Consider the following 16786-nt stretch of genomic DNA (forward strand, 5'->3'; position numbering starts at 1 on the left):
TGAAGCCCCCGCCCAGTCGGGGCCCCGGCCCGCGCACCGGCACCTCACCGTGCCCCTGCGGCACCGGGCCGTCGTACCGATAGAGGACTTAGCGTGAAGCGCAACACCCAGATACGCCCCATCCGCCTGGCCGCCGCAATCGCCGGCGTGACCATGGCCACCGCCGCCCTCAGCGGCACCGCCTTCGCGGCGGACGACGTGAAGACCCCGAGCGCCCACGAGGCGCATGTCGCCCACGTGAACCATGTGGTCCACGCCGCCAACGAGGCCGCCAAGACCTCCGCCGCGGCCCACGCCGCGCACGTCGCCCACGAGGCGCACACCATCGCGGCCGCCAACGCCGCCTCCCGCGCCACCTCGTCCGCCGCGGCCCACGCCGCGCACGAGGCCCACCGCATCGCGGCCGCCAACGCCGCCTCCCGCTCCGCGGCGCGCACCCAGCTGCCCGCCGCCCCTGCCGCCGCCACCAGCGGCTACAGCTCCCCGGTCCCGGCCGGCACCCGGCTCAGCCAGCCCTTCGGCGTGCCGAACAGCGGCTACGCCGCCGGCTACCACACCGGTATGGACTTCGCCGTCTCCACCGGCACCCCGCTGTACGCGGTCGGCAACGCCACCGTCGTCTCGGCCGGCTGGGCCGGTGCCTACGGCAACTCGGTGACGCTGCGCCTCGCCGACGGCCACTACGCCCTGTACGCCCACATGTCCTCGCTCGGCGTCGTCGCCGGCGAGACCGTGTCGGCCGGCGAGCAGATCGGCCGCTCCGGCAGCACCGGCAACTCCACCGGCCCGCACCTGCACCTCGAGATCCGCACCACCAACTCCTATGGCGCGGTCATCAACCCGGCCACCTACCTGCAGTCCAAGGGCGTCTCCTTCTGAGTCGTCCCCCGGACTGAGCCCGGCCCCGTCGTCCCTGCGGACGGCGGGGCCGCCGCCATGCCCGGAACGTGAGACTTGTCACCCGCTGCCCCGCCGCCACCACCCCCACCAGGCGCTTTCTCGCGCCCATCAGCCGCGCACCGCACACTGGAAGCCCGACGCCATGTCGCCGGCAGCGGGCGGCATGGCAGCCTGATCGCCACTCCGCCGCCCGTGCGGGGGTTCCCGACCGGAGGAGCTCCACGTGGCACTGCAGCTCAAGCCCGGCACATCCTGGTCCACGACCTACGGCCGATGCGTGCAGGCCGCGCCCGAGGCCTTCACCCCCGACCGGCTGCTCAATCTGGTGGGCGGTGACTGGAGCGCAGCCGGGACCCCCGGCGAGCACACCACCCCTCTGGACGGCAGTCCCATCCCCGGCCCGCCCAGGGTCGGTATCGAGGCGGCCGAGGCCGCCGTCTCCTTCGCCATATCCGAGCACCGCACCTGGGGCCTGGTCCCCCTGGACGAGCGCCGGGCCCGGGTCTCCGCCGCCGTGGAGGCCCTGGCCGGCCACCGCGACCTGCTGGCCCTGCTGCTGGTCTGGGAGATCGGCAAGCCCTGGCGGCTCGCCTGCGCCGATGTCGACCGGGCGCTGGACGGAGTGCGCTGGTATCTGACGCAGATCGAGCGGCAGCTCGCCCAGGGCACCCCGGCGGAACGCCGGCCGCTGCCCGGCCCGGTCTCCAACATCGCCAGCTGGAACTATCCGATGAGCGTGCAGGTGCACGCCGAGCTGGTCCAACTGCTGGCGGGCAATGCCGTGGTGGCCAAGACGCCCTCACAGGGCGGATTCCACTGCCTGACCCTGGCCCATGCGCTGATGCGCCGCGCCGGACTGCCGGTCACCCTGCTCTCGGGCACAGGAGCCAGCATCGCCGACGCACTGATCCGCTCCCCCGGGCTCGGCGCGCTGGCCTTCGTCGGCGGACGCACCAACGGCCGCCGGGCCGCCACCTCGCTGGCCGATCTGAATCGCCGTCACTTCCTGGAGCAGGAAGGGCTCAACACCTGGGGCATCTGGGACTTCTCCCAGTGGGACATGCTCGCCGCCCATCTGCGCAAGGGCTTCGAGTACGCCAAGCAGCGCTGCACCGCATACCCCAGATATGTGGTCCAGCGATCGCTCTTCCCGGCCTTTCTGGAGACCTACCTCGCGGTGGTGCGGGAGATCCGCTTCGGGCATCCGCTCGCCGTCGCCGATCCCCAGGACCCGCTGCCGGAGCTGGACTTCGGACCGGTGATCCATGCAGCGAAGGCGCGGGAGCTGACGGCCCAGTTCGAGGAGGCGGTACGCGGCCGGGCCGTGCCGCTGCACCGCGGCCCGCTCTCCGACGGCGCCTTCCTGCCCGGCCAGGACACCTCCGCGTACAGCGCCCCGGCCTGCGTCCTGGAACCGCCCGCCAACTGGTCGCTGCACCACTCGGAGCCCTTCGGCCCGCTGGACTCCGTGGTCCTGGTGGACACCGAGTCCGAGCTGCTCGCGGCCATGAACGCGGGCAACGGCTCACTGGTCGCCAGTCTCGCCACCGACGACGAGGCCTTTGCCGCCAGGATCACCCCCGACATCCTGGCCTTCAAGATCGGGGTCAACAAGCCGCGCAGCCGCGGTGACCGCGAGGAGGTCTTCGGCGGCCTGGGGGCCTCCTGGAAGGGCGCCTTCGTCGGCGGCGACCTGCTGGTCCAGGCGGTCACCTACGGCCCTGAGGGGGCCGACGAGAAGCTCTACGGGAACTTCCCCGACTACTCCCTCTACCCGCCGCGCTGACCCCTGCGGCGATGCATCTCCGGTGGCGGGGGCCGTACGCAGTGGGGCCGGGCGGGCGGCCCTGCCGCGCCCCCGGCGGGTCTCCCGGGCGGGCCCTCAGACGGCGAGGGCGGCGCGGGGGCCCATCACCACAACGGGGTGCTGGGCCGGGTCCAGGGTGCGCAGCAGGGTCTGCATGGCCTGCCGGGGCAGGGTGACGCACGCGGAGGAGCCGAATCCCGGGTCCAGGTGCAGCCAGATGCCGCCGCCGGCCTGCTCGCCCTGAGGGCGGCGGGAGTCCAGGGGCGAGCTGCCGGGCACCCGGTTGTAGTCGATGGCGATCACATAGTCGAAGTCGTGCCGGTGTGTGGGCCCCCAGGACGCGGGCGGGGTGAAGGCCGGGTCCTGGTGGTACGGCAGCTTGGCGCCGGGGTCGGGCAGCACCCCGCCGGCGTCATGGATGGTGAAGACCCCGACGGGGCTCCGGGTGTCGCCCTCGCGGTGCCGGGGCGTCCAGCCGCGCCGGCCGTTGTGCGAGGCCCAGCTCGCCTCGGTCGTCCAGAGCCCGCCCTGCCTGCGGTAGAGCACCACCCGGCCGGTCGCGGAGGCGGCGCCGTCGCCATAGGCGACCACCACCTGGCGGGCGTCGGCGGGGATCTTCGCCGACCAGTCGGCGCCCAGGCCGGCGATCCGGGTACTGCGCCGGGGGCTCGCGGTGCCGGCATCGGTGTGCGGTGCGTCCGTGGTGTGCCCCGGGTGGGGCGCACCGGCGCCGGAGGTGTCCGCGGTGCCCCCGCAGGCGGTGAGGGCGGCCCCCAGGAGCAGGGCGGCGGTCAGCCGTCGTATGCCGCGCATCATCCTGGTCGGTCCTCCCCTGTCATGGCGGAGCCGCCCCGGACGGTGTCCGGGGCGGCTCCGTACGTACGGCTCAGCCTACTTGGTGAGGTCCGGGCCGGCGGCGGTGACCGGCGGCACATCGGCGACCGGCACCTTCTCCTCGCCGCGGAAGGTGAACTTGGCTTCCTTCCCCTCGCCCTCGGTGTCGACCACCACGATGTGACCGGGGCGCAGCTCACCGAAGAGGATCTTCTCGGAGAGGACGTCCTCGATCTCACGCTGGATGGTGCGACGCAGCGGGCGGGCGCCCAGGATCGGGTCGTAGCCCTTCTTGGCCAGCAGCTTCTTGGCCTCGGTACCGAGCTCGATGCCCATGTCCCGGTCCTTGAGCCGCTCGTCCACCCGGGCGATCATGAGGTCGACGATCTGGATGATGTCGTCCTCGGACAGCTGATGGAAGACCACGATGTCGTCGACGCGGTTCAGGAACTCGGGGCGGAAGTGCTGCTTGAGCTCCTCGCCGACCTTGGCCTTCATCCGCTCGTACCCGGTCTGGATGTCGCCCTGGGCGGCGAAGCCCAGGTTGAAGCCCTTGGAGATGTCCCGGGTGCCGAGGTTGGTGGTCATGATGATGACCGTGTTCTTGAAGTCCACGACCCGGCCCTGGGAGTCGGTCAGGCGACCGTCCTCCAGGATCTGCAGCAGCGAGTTGAAGATGTCCGGGTGGGCCTTCTCGACCTCGTCGAAGAGGACGACCGAGAACGGCTTGCGGCGCACCTTCTCCGTCAGCTGGCCGCCCTCCTCGTAGCCCACGTATCCGGGCGGGGAGCCGAACAGCCGCGAGACGGTGTGCTTCTCGCTGAACTCGGACATGTCGAGCTGGATCAGCGCGTCCTCGTCGCCGAAGAGGAACTCGGCGAGCGTCTTGGACAGCTCGGTCTTACCGACACCCGAGGGGCCGGCGAAGATGAAGGAGCCGCCGGGGCGCTTGGGGTCCTTGAGGCCGGCCCGCGTACGGCGGATGGCCTGGGACAGCGCCTTGATGGCGTCCTTCTGCCCGATGACGCGCTTGTGGAGCTCGTCCTCCATGCGCAGCAGCCGGGAGGACTCCTCCTCGGTCAGCTTGAAGACCGGGATACCGGTCGCGGTGGCCAGGACCTCCGCGATCAGCTCCTCGTCGACCTCGGCGACAACGTCCATGTCGCCGGCCTTCCACTCCTTCTCCCGCTTGGCCTTGGCCTGCAGGAGCTGCTTCTCCTTGTCACGGAGCGAAGCGGCCTTCTCGAAGTCCTGCGCATCGATCGCGGACTCCTTCTCCCGGCGCACATCGGCGATCTTCTCGTCGAACTCGCGCAGGTCCGGCGGCGCGGTCATGCGACGGATGCGCATCCGCGAGCCGGCCTCGTCGATGAGGTCGATCGCCTTGTCGGGGAGGAAGCGGTCCGAGATGTAGCGGTCGGCCAGCGTTGCGGCGGCGACCAGGGCGGCGTCGGTGATGGACACCCGGTGGTGCGCCTCGTACCGGTCGCGCAGGCCCTTCAGGATCTCGATGGTGTGCGGCAGCGACGGCTCCGCGACCTGGATGGGCTGGAAGCGGCGCTCCAGCGCGGCGTCCTTCTCCAGGTGCTTGCGGTACTCGTCGAGCGTGGTGGCACCGATCGTCTGCAGCTCGCCGCGGGCCAGCATCGGCTTGAGGATGCTGGCGGCGTCGATGGCGCCCTCTGCGGCACCGGCGCCGACCAGGGTGTGCAGCTCGTCGATGAAGAGGATGATGTCGCCGCGGGTGCGGATCTCCTTGAGCACCTTCTTCAGGCGCTCCTCGAAGTCACCGCGGTAACGGGAGCCGGCGACCAGCGCGCCCAGGTCGAGGGTGTAGAGCTGCTTGTCCTTCAGCGTCTCCGGGACCTCGCCCTTGACGATGGCCTGGGCCAGGCCCTCGACCACGGCGGTCTTGCCGACACCGGGCTCGCCGATGAGCACCGGGTTGTTCTTGGTGCGGCGGGACAGCACCTGCATGACCCGCTCGATCTCCTTCTCGCGCCCGATGACCGGGTCGAGCTTGGCCTCGCGAGCGGCCTGCGTGAGGTTGCGGCCGAACTGGTCGAGGACCAGGGAGGTCGAGGGCGTGCCCTCGGCCGGGCCGCCGGCGGTGGCGGTCTCCTTGCCCTGGTAGCCGGAGAGCAGCTGGATGACCTGCTGCCGCACCCGGTTGAGGTCGGCGCCGAGCTTCACCAGGACCTGGGCGGCGACGCCCTCGCCCTCCCGGATCAGGCCGAGCAGGATGTGCTCGGTGCCGATGTAGTTGTGGCCGAGCTGCAGAGCCTCCCGCAGGGAGAGCTCGAGCACCTTCTGGCACGGGGGGTGAAGGGAATGTGCCCGGACGGGGCCTGCTGCCCCTGCCCGATGATCTCCTCCACCTGCTGGCGAACCGCCTCGAGCGAAATCCCGAGGCTCTCCAGGGCCTTCGCAGCGACACCCTCACCCTCGTGGATCAGGCCCAGGAGGATGTGCTCAGTACCGATGTAGTTGTGGTTGAGCATCCGGGCTTCTTCCTGAGCCAGGACGACAACCCGCCGCGCGCGGTCGGTGAACCTCTCGAACATCGTTATCGCTCCTCAGAGCGGTCGGGCAGTAAGGGGTCGGTCCCCTCCCTGTCCTTCCGCATGCTAGTCCCGCGCAGCGGGACAGCTCACTTCAACTGTCGACACCCGTCGCGACGCGTTCCCCCGCGACAGCAGACAACAGTCCCAACCCGATGCTGCGAGACGATGTTCCCGCAGGCCAGCCGGATCCACCTGATACCGCTACGCCCATGGCGAACGCGACCGCCGACACACGGCTTGCGGCACTGCGGTGGACCATCCCGTCGTCACCCCTGTCATACCCGCTGTGACGGCCGTTCCATCCGATTCGACCGGTCTGCCGGGGGCGGAGTTCCCCTCCGCCCCCGTGTGGCTGCGGATGTGCCGCGCGGCGCCGCCGGGATCAGGCGTGGGCCTTCTCGTAGGCGACCCGGACCTCGCCGGGGACGCGCCCGCGGTCATTGACGGTGTAGCCGTTCTCCTTGGCCCAGGCGCGGATCTTCGCGGTGTCCTGGCCGGCCGCCGGGCGGGCGGCGGACGCGGCCGCGCGGCCACGTCCACGGGCGGCGGTCAGCCGTCCGCTCTGCTTGCGTCCCTTGTCGACAAAGGGGGCGAGCACCTCACGCAACTTGTCGGCGTTCGCACTCTTCAGATCGATCTCGTAGGCAACTCCATCGAGAGCGAACGTGACCGTCTCGTCCGCCTCTCCACCGTCGAGATCGTCGACAAGAAGAACCTGCACCTTCTGCGCCACGGGCTTCCCTTTCCACTAAACGACGGATTGCCTTGGGGAAAGGAAACCGCCTTTCTGCGGAAAACACAAACCCCTGGTGCGAAGTCGGCGGCGGACTGCCGCCCGCAGAGCGCGGGCCATACCAGTGGAGACCACCCCGGGGCCAGAGCGGTCCCACTTCCTTCACAGAAGCAACAGCATGCGGGAGTTGCCGAGCGTGTTCGGCTTCACACGTTCGAGATCCAGGAACTCCGCGACACCCTCGTCGTAGGAACGCAGCAGCTCTTCGTAGACATCGCCCTCGACCGGCGCCTCACCGATCTCCACGAAGCCGTGTTTCGCGAAGAAGTCCACCTCGAACGTCAGACAGAAAATACGACGCACGCCCAGCCAGCGGGCGGTCTGCAACAACTTGTCCAGCAGCAGATGGCCCACTCCCCGGCCCAAACATGACGGGTCCACGGCAAGAGAACGCACCTCGGCGAGGTCCTCCCACATCACATGGAGAGCCCCGCAGGCCACCACCTCGCCGTCACAGTCCCGTTCGGCGACCCAGAACTCCTGCACGGACTCGAAGAGCGTCACCGTCGGTTTGTCGAGCAGAATCCGCTCGCGCACATAGCCGTCGATGAGCCTGCGTACGGCCCGCACGTCGCTTGTCCGCGCCCGGCGGATCGTGACCTCCATGGAGAAGACGCTATCGTGCCGCGCCGTCCGCCGGACTTCCCTCCCCCGACTCGCCGGGAGGAACCGTCTCACCATGGGGAGCTGCGACACGCAATGCGTCGCGCAGCGCTTCCTGCTGCTCGGGCGACATCATCCCGAAGAAGTGCACCAGTGCGGCGGCCGGGTTGTCACTCGTCGCCCAGGCATCGTTCATCAACGCTGCGGTGTACGCCTCACGGGACGAGACCGGTTCATATCGGTAGGCGCGTCCTTCGCGTTCCCGGCGAAGCCATCCCTTCTGGAACAGCTTGTCCATCACCGTCATCACGGTGGTGTACGCGATCTCGCGTTCCCGATGCAGATCCGCAAGCACCTCGCGGACGGTGACCGGGCGGTTCCACTGCCACACCCGGGTCATGACCTCGTTCTCGAGCTCACCGAGTTGCCGCACCATCCGGAGCACCTCCCTCGGCCGAGTCGGCAGCGCCCCCACGGTAGGCGTCGAAGCGGACAAATTCACCTTAGTCGGGAATGGCGGCGTGGCGCGCAGCAGCCGTGCGGAACCCGCAGGAGAAGCCGTACAGACGCCGAGGCCGCCACCGGTGCGGTGGCGGCCTCGACAAAGATCGGGGAACGGGCTCCCGAGAGCCTGCGGCTGCCGGACCGGCAGAGCGGACCGGAAATCGCCGGACGGGCCCTCAGCCGGTGCGGACGGCTATTCCGTGGTGTCGCCCTGTCCGGTGGCCAGCGCCTCCGCGTAGGCGTCCTCCTTGGCCTTCTGGGCACCGCCCTGGCTGCGGATGATCGCCCTGATGACAAACGAGAATCCGATCGCCATCACCAGCGGGGGAACGATCGCGCTGACATAGTCCACTGCCGTCACACTCCTTCGGGCTTGACCAGGGGGAAGAGCACCGTCTCCCGGATGTTCTTTCCGGTGAGCAGCATGATGAGCCGGTCCACACCCAGACCCATGCCGCCGGTGGGCGGCATGGCGTACTCCAGAGCGCGCAGGAAGTCCTCGTCGAGCTGCATCGCCTCCACGTCGCCGCCGGCCGCAAGCAGCGACTGCGCGGTGAGCCTGGCGCGCTGCTCGACGGGGTCGATCAGCTCGGAGTAGGCGGTGGCGAGCTCGGTACCGAAGATCACCAGGTCCCACTTCTCGGCGACCCCGGGGAGGCTGCGGTGCTGCCGGGTGAGCGGGGAGACCTCCACCGGGTAGTCCTTGATGAAGGTCGGGGTGACCGCGTTCTCCTCCAGCAGCCGCTCGACCATCTCCAGGACGATCTGGCCGTGGCCCCACTTCTGCTCGTAGGGGACGCCGGCCGCGTCCGCCAGCTTGCGCAGCTGCTCGACGGTGGTCTCCGGGGTGACCTCCTCGCCGAGGCGCTCGGAGATGCCGCCGTAGACCGTGACCTCGCTCCACGGCTCGGCCAGGTCGATCTCCTGCTCCTTGCCGTGGGCGTCGATCCCGCGGACCACGGTGGTGCCCAGGGCGTCCTGTGCCGCGTTGAGGATGATCGCCCGGGTCAGCTCGGCCTGGGTGTCGTAGTCGCCGTACGCCTCGTAGGACTCCAGCGCGGTGAACTCCGGGTTGTGGGTCGCGTCGGCGCCCTCGTTGCGGAAGTTCCGGTTGATCTCGAAGACCTTCTCGGCGCCGCCGACCACCAGCCGCTTGAGGTAGAGCTCGGTGGCGATGCGCAGGTACAGGTCGATGTCGTAGGCGTTGATGTGGGTGACGAAAGGCCGGGCGTTGGCGCCGCCGTGGATCGGCTGCAGCATCGGCGTCTCGACCTCGATGTAGCCGCGGTCCTCGTAGGTGCGGCGGATCGAGCGGATCACCCGCGAGCGCAGCTGGAGCAGCTCACGCGCCTCGGGGTTGACGATCAGGTCCACATAGCGCTGGCGGACCCGGGCCTCCGGGTCGGTGAGGCCCTTGTGCTTATCGGGCAGCGGGCGCAGGCACTTGGCGGTGAGCTCCCAGCGGTCCACCATCACCGACAGCTCGCCGCGGCGGGAAGTGATCACCTCGCCCTCGACGCCCACATGGTCGCCGAGGTCGATGTCGCGCTTCCAGTCGGCGAGCCGCTCCTCGCCCAGCTTGTCCAGCGACAGCATGACCTGGAGGTCTGCGGTGCCGTCGCGGAGGGTGGCGAAGCAGAGCTTGCCGCCGGTGCGGCTGAGCACCACCCGGCCGGTCACGCCCACCCGGACACCGGTGGCGGTGTCGGGGGCGAGGTCGGGGTGCTCGGCCCGCAGGTCCGCGATGGTGGTCGTACGCGGGAAGCCGACCGGGTAGGGGTCGACGCCGGCTGCGCGGAGCCGGTCCAGCTTCTCGCGCCTGACCCGCATCTGCTCGGGAAGGTCGTCCGGGGCGGCGGGGGCGGAGGTCTGCTCTGTCACCACACCAGGGTATCGATGGCCGGGGGGTGCGACGCGACCGGATATCCGCCGCGCCGCACCCGTGGGCGTCAGGCCCGGCGCCGCCGGACCGCCAGGACCGCTCCGGCCCCCGCCACCACGGCCACCGCACCCGCACCGGCCAGCAGCCCGGTGCCGGAGGAACCGGTCGCGGCCAGGGCCGCACCACCGGTCGTGGAGCCGCCGGCGGAGGTGCCGCCGGTGGAGGTGCCGCCCGCGGTCTGCGGGGCCGGGCTGCCGCCACCCGTCGAACCGGAGCCCGTGGAGCCCGTGGCCGTGGCGCCCTTGGCGGAGAGCCGGATCAGCGCCAGGTCGTTGGAGCCGTTGTCGTCGAGCGACAGGGAGAGCGCCATGTACTGGCCGCGCACGCCGTCGAGCGCCCTCCCGGGCTTCACCGTGAAGGCCAGCGAGGCGGAGCCGCCGGCCGGCAGCTTGCCCGCCAGCCAGCACAGGTACTGCGGCGCGCCCTGCGCCCGGGTCAGCGCACCGTGCAGCCGGTCGCGCAGCCGGCTGGTGAACCGTTGCGCCATCTCACCGGACCCGGCCGGGACCGGAACGTCCTGCACCGGAGCGCAGTACCGGGGCGCCCGCTGGACCGCGACCCCCGCGGGCAGGGAGACCAGGACCAGCGCGGAGGCGCTGCTGGGCACCTCACCGGGCGACAACACCTGGAGGCCGGCCGTGCCGACCGGCTGCGCCGCGGCCGTGCCGACGTTCCGCACCGTGAGGTCGAGCGCGAGCGGCTTGCCGACAGTGCCCGAGACGGCGACCGGTGCGACTGCCAGGTCGGTCCGCAGCCCGGTGTCGAGGATCGTCACCGCGGTGTTGTTGTCGAAGTCGATGTCCTTGGCGGCCGAGCGGGTGCCGGGCACGGGCGCCAGCGTCAGCTCCGGGCCGGTGCCCGGGGTGCCCCCGGTGACCCGGCTGCCGTCGATCTCGCCACCGGCCACGTCGAAGACGTACCCGAGGAAGCCGGAGCCGACGTCCTTGCCGGCGGCGACCGTGAGCGGCTCGCTGAGCCGGTAGGTGGCACCGGCGGGGAGCGTGGTGCTGTCGAAGCGGCACAGCACGGCGGACCCGCCGACGGACGCGCCGTCGTTCACCCCGTACCGGCAGTTGCGGTAGTTGCCGCTCAGCCGGAAGCCGCTCTGCGTCTCGGCGATCATCACCAGGCCCTTGGCGTCCTGGTCGCCGATGTTGGCCACCTCCGCGGGGACGGCGGTGCTGCCTCCGGGGGCCACCCTGGTCGTGCTGGGCAGCTGCTTGACGGCGAGGTCGGGACCGGATCCGACGGCGACCTCGGTGGTGACCGAATCCGGTTCCTGTACTGCGCCGTCGGCCGCAGCGGTGTAGCGGACCGTACCGCTCGCCCCTACCGGGGCGCCCTGGACGGCGCGGACGCCGAGTCGGAAGTCCGCCTCGTCGGCGGCGCGGGCTGCGGTGCAGGAGACCCGCAGGTGCGCGGTGTCGGTGAAGGTGCACCCTGCGGGGAGCTGAAGCTCGGCCTTGCCGGCCAGGGCGCTCGCGTCGACGGTGACCACCACATTGCGCAGCGGTCCGCCTTCCTCGTCGGCGACGGCCAGGGCGAACGGCCTGAAGGTGTCACCGGGACCTGCCGCTGCCGTGCGCGGCAGCACGGTGACACTGTCCGGGGCGTCGACGAACAGGTAGCTGCCCGGGGCGGCTGCGTGGGCCGGGACCGCGGTGAACAGACCTGCGGTGAGGAGCGTCAGGGCCGCTGTCGCGACCGAGGCGGCGGATCTGGCGACCCGACGGGTGGGCTGGTGTCCCATGGAGTCCTCTACAGCGGAGGAGTGAAGATCAGAAGGCCGGATCCAACCAGCTCCGGTCGAATTGTCGCGCGCACACAAGGGGGCGAATGGGACCGCGCCATGAAGTTGTTGCGAGAACGTTGTAAGTCCGCTGCCGCCCGCTGAGCGGCCGGGACGCGTACGGCCGGAGTCAGCGACCGCCCACGGCCGGTGCGACGGAACCGTGATCGCCGACGCAGTCGGACGGGGCGCGGTGCCCGGTGTGCGACGCGACCGGATATCCGCCGCGCCGCACCCGTGGGCGTCAGGCCCGGCGCCGCCGGACCGCCAGGACCGCACCGGCGCCCGCCACCACGGCCACCGCACCCGCACCCGCCAGCAGCCCGGTGCCGGAGGAACCGGTCGCGGCCAGGGCCGCACCACCGGTCGTGGAGCCGCCGGCGGAGGTGCCGCCCGCGGTCTGCGGGGCCGGGCTGCCGCCACCCGTCGAACCCGAGCCGGAAGAACCCGTGGAACCGGTGGTCGAGCCGCCGGTAGTGGTGCCGCCGGTCGAGCCCGCAGCGGCCGGAGCGTTCACCGTGATCGCCGCGCGGTTGTTGGCGAGGTGCGTGTCGTACGGCATCGGGCTGCCGTAGGGGCCCTCGGTGCGGAAGGTCACCGCACCCGTGGCGCCCGGTCGGGGCGTTGTGCGCGCCAGGTGGGGAAAGCGGACGGCCCTCTGCGTCACCGCCGGAGAGGAGGGCGGTGCAGCAGAGGGCCGGGTTCGGAGCGGTACCGGGGGCCGGTACCTGGTCAGCCGGTGCCGGTGGCCAGTTCGGTGTCGCCGTGGTCGTCCGGCTCCGCGGGCCGGGGGCGGCGGGCGAACAGGTCGGCCGGGGTGGGGACCTGGCGATTCCCGGACTGCGGAGACCGCGTCCGCTGGTCCTTCTTCTCCTCGGCGTCGGGCTCGGGGCGGCGGGGCTCGGCGGTGGACATCGGGATCAGGCCTCCGGGGCTCGTCGGGACAGCGGTGAGGTGCCGCGGCGGAGCTGCGGCGGCGGCCAGTCGTTCCCGTACGGCGGCCTCGGCGACCGCGTGGCAGCGGCCTGCCAGCCGGGAGCGGCGGGTCCGCTCCGCCTGGCTGCTGGGCAGTCGGGCCAACCGGCGCAGCGCACGGAGGTCCTCGGGGCCGGGGAGGTAGCCGTCGTCCACGGCCTCCTCCAGGCGGTCCAGGTATCCGGGAGCGGTGCCGGGCAGGGCGTCGCGGTAGCGGGCGAGGTCGGCGAGGAGGAAGGCGCGCAGCCGTCCGCCCTCGCGCACGGCTTCGTCGATGGATTCGGCGAGGCGGAGGAAGTCCTGGACGTCCTCGGTCCACACGTCGGCGGCCCAGGACGTCCCGAGCCCGCCGATCCGCGACGGCGCGGCGGGGTGCAGGACCTGGGCGAGGGCATGGCGCAGCACCCGCAGTTCGTCGGCGCTGAAGGCCATGCCGCCGCGCGACCCGTGTGGCGTAGGCATGACTTGACAGTACGTCGGATATGCCCGTTTCAGGGGCAATGACGCGGACTGTGTCCCGATTGGCGGATGGTGCGGTGATACGACCGGTCATCCGGTCGTATCGACCGCCCTACTGACGGCCGGTCAGGATGCCGTCTTGTTGCGCTCGTAGATCAGCCGCAGCCCGATCAGCGTGAGCCAGGGCTCGTGCTCGTCGATCGAGTGGGCCTCCCCCAGCACCAGCGGTGCCAGACCGCCGGTGGCGATCACCTGGACGTCGTCCGGGTCGTCCGACAGCTCGGCGGCCATCCGGCCGACCACCCCGTCCACCTGACCGGCGAATCCGTAGAGGATGCCGGCCTGCATGGCCTCCACGGTGTTCTTGCCGATCACACTGCGCGGTCGGGCCAGTTCGATCTTGCGCAGCTGGGCGCCGCGCACCCCGAGGGCGTCCACCGAGATCTCGATACCGGGGGCGATGGCGCCCCCGACGTAGTCGCCGCGCTGGTTCACCGCGTCAAAGGTGGTGGCGGTGCCGAAGTCCACCACGATGCAGGGGCCGCCGTAGAGGTGGTTGGCGGCAAGGGCGTTGACGATCCGGTCGGCCCCGACCTCCTTGGGGTTGTCCATCAGGACGTGCACACCGGTCTTCACCCCCGGCTCCACCAGCACCGCGGGGACGTCCCCGTAGTAGCGCCGGGTCACCTCGCGCAGCTCGTGCAGCACGGACGGCACGGTGGAGCAGATCGCCAGCCCGTCCACCGCGTCCTCGCCGAGCACCGGGTGAGCGCCCATCAGCCCCTGCATCAGCACGGCCATCTCGTCGGCGGTGCGGCGCGGATCGGTGGAGACCCGCCAGTGCTCGACGATCTCCTCACCGTCGAAGAGGCCGAGCACGGTGTGGGTGTTGCCGACGTCGATGGTGAGCAGCATGGGGTCGGTCCTGAAGGATCGGGGCTGATGGGCCGGGGCGGGCGGGCAGGTCAGGAACGGAGGTCCAGGCCGATGTCCAGCACCGGCGCGGAGTGGGTGAGCGCACCGACGGCGAGGTAGTCCACACCGGTCTGGGCCACCTCGCGGGCACCGGCCAGGATCAGCCCGCCGGAGGCCTCCAGCCGGGCCCGGCCGGCCACCAGCTGGACGGCCTCCTTGAGCTCGCCCACGGTGAAGTTGTCCAGCAGGATCAGGTCGGCGCCGGCGTGCAGCACCGGCGGGATCTGCTCCAGGGTGTCCACCTCAACCTCCACCGGCAGGTCCGGGTAGGCCTCGCGGACCGCGCGGAACGCCTCGGCTACCCCGCCGGCCGCCACCACGTGGTTGTCCTTCACCAGGGCGGCGTCGGAGAGCGACATCCGGTGGTTGACTCCGCCGCCGCAGCGCACCGCGTACTTCTCCAGGGCGCGCAGCCCCGGAGTGGTCTTGCGGGTGTCGCGCACCGCGGCGCCGGTGCCCTCGACGGCGTCGGCCCAGGCACGGGTGGCGGTGGCGATGCCGGAGAGGTGGCAGAGCAGGTTGAGCGCGCTGCGCTCGGCGGTGAGCAGGTCGCGGGTGCGGCCGCGGACCGAGAGCAGCACCTGGCCGCCCTCGACCTGGGCGCCGTCCTCGACATGCCGCTCGACCTCGAACTCGTCCTCGCAGACCAGGGAGATCAGCGCCTCGGCGACCCGCAGCCCGGCGACGGTGCCCGTGGTGCGGGCGGTGAAGTCGGCGGTGGCGACGGCATCGGCGGGCACGGTGGCGTTGGAGGTGACGTCCTCGCCGCCGGCCAGGTCCTCGGCGAGGGCCAGCGTGGCGATGTCCTCGACCTCCACCGGGTCCAGCCCGGCGTCGGCGAGCAGCTGGGCCAGCGCCGGGTCCAGACCGCTCTCGTACGTCTCACCGTCGCCGCAGGCGCAGCCCTCCCCGCAACCTCCGGCCATGGGCAGCTCTTCGAAGTGGTGGTCGTGCGACACAGTGCTCACTGCTCCTCGAGGGCGGTGACGGGGGCGCCGGTGACGGCATCCAGGGTGGTGATGAGGTGGCGCCGCCAGTGGGCGTCGTCACGATCGGGGAAGTCCTCGCGCCAGTGGCAGCCGCGGGTCTCCTCGCGCAGCGCCGCGGCGTTGACCAGGGCGGTGGCCACCAGGAGGAGATTGGCGGCCTCCCAGGTCTCCACCCGCGGATCGGCGGGCTTCTCCTCGGCCACCCGGCCGTGGGCCTGGGCGGCGAGTGCGGTCAGCCCCTCCGCGGTGTCCCGCATGGAGGCGGCCGAGCGCAGCACGCCCGCCCCAAAGGTCATCAGCCGCTGCACCTCGGCACGGGCCTCGGGGGCCGGCAGCGGGACCACCCGGGTCCCGGCGGCGACCGGGGTGCGCTCCGTCAGCTCGCCCGCCGCCTGCTGCGCGGCCAGGTCCGCGGTGATCCGCTCGGCGAAGACCAGCCCCTCCAGCAGGGAGTTGGAGGCCAACCGGTTGGCACCGTGCACCCCCGTGCAGGCCACCTCACCGCAGGCGTACAGACCCGGCACTGTGGTGCGGCCGCGCAGGTCGGTGCGGACCCCGCCGGAGGCGTAGTGCGCGGCCGGGGCCACCGGGATCAGCTCGGTGACGGGGTCGATGCCGTGCGAGCGGCAGGAGGCCAGGATGGTGGGGAAGCGCTGCTCCCACATCTCGGCGCCGAAGTGCCGCCCGTCCAGGTACATGTGCTCGGCCCCGGTCTGCTGCATCCGGCGCATGATGCCCTTGGCGACAATGTCCCGCGGCGCCAGCTCGGCCAGCTCGTGCTGCCCGACCATGAAGCGCACCCCGTCGGCGTCGACCAGATGGGCGCCCTCGCCGCGCACCGCCTCGGAGACCAGCGGCTGCTGGCCCTCGGCGTCCGGCCCCAGCCAGAGCACGGTGGGGTGGAACTGCACGAACTCCAGATCGGCCACCTCGGCGCCGGCGCGCAGCGCCAGCGCCACACCGTCGCCGGTGGAGACCGCGGGGTTGGTGGTGGCGGAGAAGATCTGGCCCATGCCGCCGGTCGCCAGCACCACCGCCCGGGCGCGGATCGCGCCCACGCCGTCGCGCTGCCCCTCGCCCATCACATGCAGGGTGAGCCCGGCCGCATGGCCGTCGGCGTCGGTGAGCAGGTCGAGCACCAGGGCGTGCTCCACCACCTCGATGCCGGGATCCCGGCGGACCGCTGCGACCAGGGCGCGGGATATCTCGGCGCCGGTGGCGTCGCCACCCGCGTGCGCGATCCGGCGGCGGTGGTGGCCGCCCTCCCGGGTCAGCAGGATCTCGCCGTCCGCGGTGGTGTCGAAGGCCGCTCCGGTGGCGATCAGCCGGCGGACCGCATCCGGGCCCTCGGTGACCAGGACGCGCACCGCCTCCTCGTCGCAGAGTCCGGCCCCGGCCACCAGGGTGTCGTCGAGGTGCTGCTCCGGGGTGTCCCCCTCACCGAGCGCAGCGGCGATGCCGCCCTGCGCCCAGCGGGTGGAGCCGTCGTCGAGCATCGCCTTGGTGACCACCATCACCCGACCCACCAGGGCACGGGCGCGCAGCGCAGCCGTGAGGCCGGCCACGCCGGAGCCGACCACCACGACATCGGTCGTGGCGGTCCAGCCCGGGGCCGGGGCGGTCAGTCTGTGGGTCGCTGGCATGGGTGGCTC

Annotated in this window: 14 protein-coding genes and 1 pseudogene; 2 read left to right on the plus strand and 13 right to left on the minus strand. The window is 71.7% G+C overall.

From position 1 onward, the window contains the following. Window positions 1-93: 93 nt before the first annotated feature. On the plus strand, window positions 94-879 hold the full coding sequence (locus AB0761_RS17405; protein WP_377269957.1) for a M23 family metallopeptidase: 786 nt from the start codon (window positions 94-96) through the stop codon (window positions 877-879). Between the two features lie 244 nt (window positions 880-1123). Then, on the plus strand, window positions 1124-2686 hold the full coding sequence (locus AB0761_RS17410; RefSeq protein ID WP_377269958.1) for an aldehyde dehydrogenase family protein: 1563 nt from the start codon (window positions 1124-1126) through the stop codon (window positions 2684-2686). 96 nt (window positions 2687-2782) lie between these two features. Here AB0761_RS17410 and AB0761_RS17415 read toward each other — a convergent pair whose 3' ends face one another. The 13 genes and pseudogenes from AB0761_RS17415 to AB0761_RS17475 form a co-directional block, all read right to left on the minus strand. Next, window positions 2783-3520 carry a L,D-transpeptidase family protein gene (locus tag AB0761_RS17415; protein ID WP_377274170.1) on the minus strand — a complete coding sequence of 246 codons (738 nt, stop codon included), beginning with the start codon at window positions 3518-3520 and terminating at the stop codon, window positions 2783-2785. 78 nt (window positions 3521-3598) lie between these two features. Further along, window positions 3599-6105 (minus strand): annotated as a pseudogene (locus tag AB0761_RS17420) (ATP-dependent Clp protease ATP-binding subunit). Between the two features lie 382 nt (window positions 6106-6487). After that, a complete protein-coding gene (locus AB0761_RS17425; protein ID WP_377269959.1) occupies window positions 6488-6838 on the minus strand; it encodes an Lsr2 family protein in 351 nt (116 codons plus the stop codon). 162 nt (window positions 6839-7000) lie between these two features. Further along, complete coding sequence (locus AB0761_RS17430; protein WP_377269960.1) at window positions 7001-7504, minus strand: amino-acid N-acetyltransferase; 504 nt, start codon at window positions 7502-7504, stop codon at window positions 7001-7003. A 10-nt stretch (window positions 7505-7514) separates the two neighbouring features. Continuing rightward, the gene (locus AB0761_RS17435) at window positions 7515-7937 is read right to left on the minus strand and encodes a BlaI/MecI/CopY family transcriptional regulator (protein WP_377269961.1); all 423 of its coding nucleotides are present in this window, start codon (window positions 7935-7937) and stop codon (window positions 7515-7517) included. A gap of 261 nt (window positions 7938-8198) precedes the next feature. After that, complete coding sequence (locus AB0761_RS17440) at window positions 8199-8357, minus strand: hypothetical protein (RefSeq protein WP_377269962.1); 159 nt, start codon at window positions 8355-8357, stop codon at window positions 8199-8201. Between the two features lie 5 nt (window positions 8358-8362). Beyond that, window positions 8363-9886: a bifunctional lysylphosphatidylglycerol synthetase/lysine--tRNA ligase LysX gene (gene lysX / locus AB0761_RS17445; protein ID WP_377269963.1), complete on the minus strand. Its 1524-nt coding sequence runs from the start codon at window positions 9884-9886 to the stop codon at window positions 8363-8365. A gap of 68 nt (window positions 9887-9954) precedes the next feature. Further along, window positions 9955-11697, minus strand: coding sequence for an LPXTG cell wall anchor domain-containing protein (locus AB0761_RS17450; RefSeq protein WP_377269964.1), 1743 nt, complete (start codon window positions 11695-11697; stop codon window positions 9955-9957). 283 nt (window positions 11698-11980) lie between these two features. Further along, window positions 11981-12334: an LPXTG cell wall anchor domain-containing protein gene (locus AB0761_RS17455; RefSeq protein ID WP_377269965.1), complete on the minus strand. Its 354-nt coding sequence runs from the start codon at window positions 12332-12334 to the stop codon at window positions 11981-11983. A 134-nt stretch (window positions 12335-12468) separates the two neighbouring features. Continuing rightward, window positions 12469-13173 carry a hypothetical protein gene (locus tag AB0761_RS17460; protein ID WP_377269966.1) on the minus strand — a complete coding sequence of 235 codons (705 nt, stop codon included), beginning with the start codon at window positions 13171-13173 and terminating at the stop codon, window positions 12469-12471. A gap of 123 nt (window positions 13174-13296) precedes the next feature. Then, window positions 13297-14085 (minus strand): type III pantothenate kinase, encoded by a 789-nt coding sequence (locus AB0761_RS17465; protein WP_377269967.1) that lies wholly within the window; start codon window positions 14083-14085, stop codon window positions 13297-13299. A 50-nt stretch (window positions 14086-14135) separates the two neighbouring features. Next, complete coding sequence (nadC, locus tag AB0761_RS17470; RefSeq protein WP_377274172.1) at window positions 14136-15071, minus strand: carboxylating nicotinate-nucleotide diphosphorylase; 936 nt, start codon at window positions 15069-15071, stop codon at window positions 14136-14138. A gap of 38 nt (window positions 15072-15109) precedes the next feature. Then, window positions 15110-16777 (minus strand): L-aspartate oxidase, encoded by a 1668-nt coding sequence (locus AB0761_RS17475; protein ID WP_377274174.1) that lies wholly within the window; start codon window positions 16775-16777, stop codon window positions 15110-15112. Window positions 16778-16786 lie beyond the last annotated feature (9 nt).

Origin of the sequence: Peterkaempfera podocarpi (genome assembly GCF_042466665.1) — a bacterium.
Taxonomy (GTDB): domain Bacteria; phylum Actinomycetota; class Actinomycetes; order Streptomycetales; family Streptomycetaceae; genus Peterkaempfera; species Peterkaempfera podocarpi.

What these genes read in the sequence shown, in the direction of transcription:
- AB0761_RS17450 (WP_377269964.1), bottom strand. Translation starts at nt 11,697, where the DNA reads ATGGGACACCAGCCCACCCGTCGGGTCGCCAGATCCGCCGCCTCGGTC.
- nadC (WP_377274172.1), bottom strand. Translation starts at nt 15,071, where the DNA reads ATGGCCGGAGGTTGCGGGGAGGGCTGCGCCTGCGGCGACGGTGAGACG.
- AB0761_RS17465 (WP_377269967.1), bottom strand. Translation starts at nt 14,085, where the DNA reads ATGCTGCTCACCATCGACGTCGGCAACACCCACACCGTGCTCGGCCTC.
- AB0761_RS17460 (WP_377269966.1), bottom strand. Translation starts at nt 13,173, where the DNA reads ATGCCTACGCCACACGGGTCGCGCGGCGGCATGGCCTTCAGCGCCGAC.
- AB0761_RS17475 (WP_377274174.1), bottom strand. Translation starts at nt 16,777, where the DNA reads ATGCCAGCGACCCACAGACTGACCGCCCCGGCCCCGGGCTGGACCGCC.
- AB0761_RS17430 (WP_377269960.1), bottom strand. Translation starts at nt 7,504, where the DNA reads ATGGAGGTCACGATCCGCCGGGCGCGGACAAGCGACGTGCGGGCCGTA.
- AB0761_RS17415 (WP_377274170.1), bottom strand. Translation starts at nt 3,520, where the DNA reads ATGCGCGGCATACGACGGCTGACCGCCGCCCTGCTCCTGGGGGCCGCC.
- AB0761_RS17435 (WP_377269961.1), bottom strand. Translation starts at nt 7,937, where the DNA reads ATGGTGCGGCAACTCGGTGAGCTCGAGAACGAGGTCATGACCCGGGTG.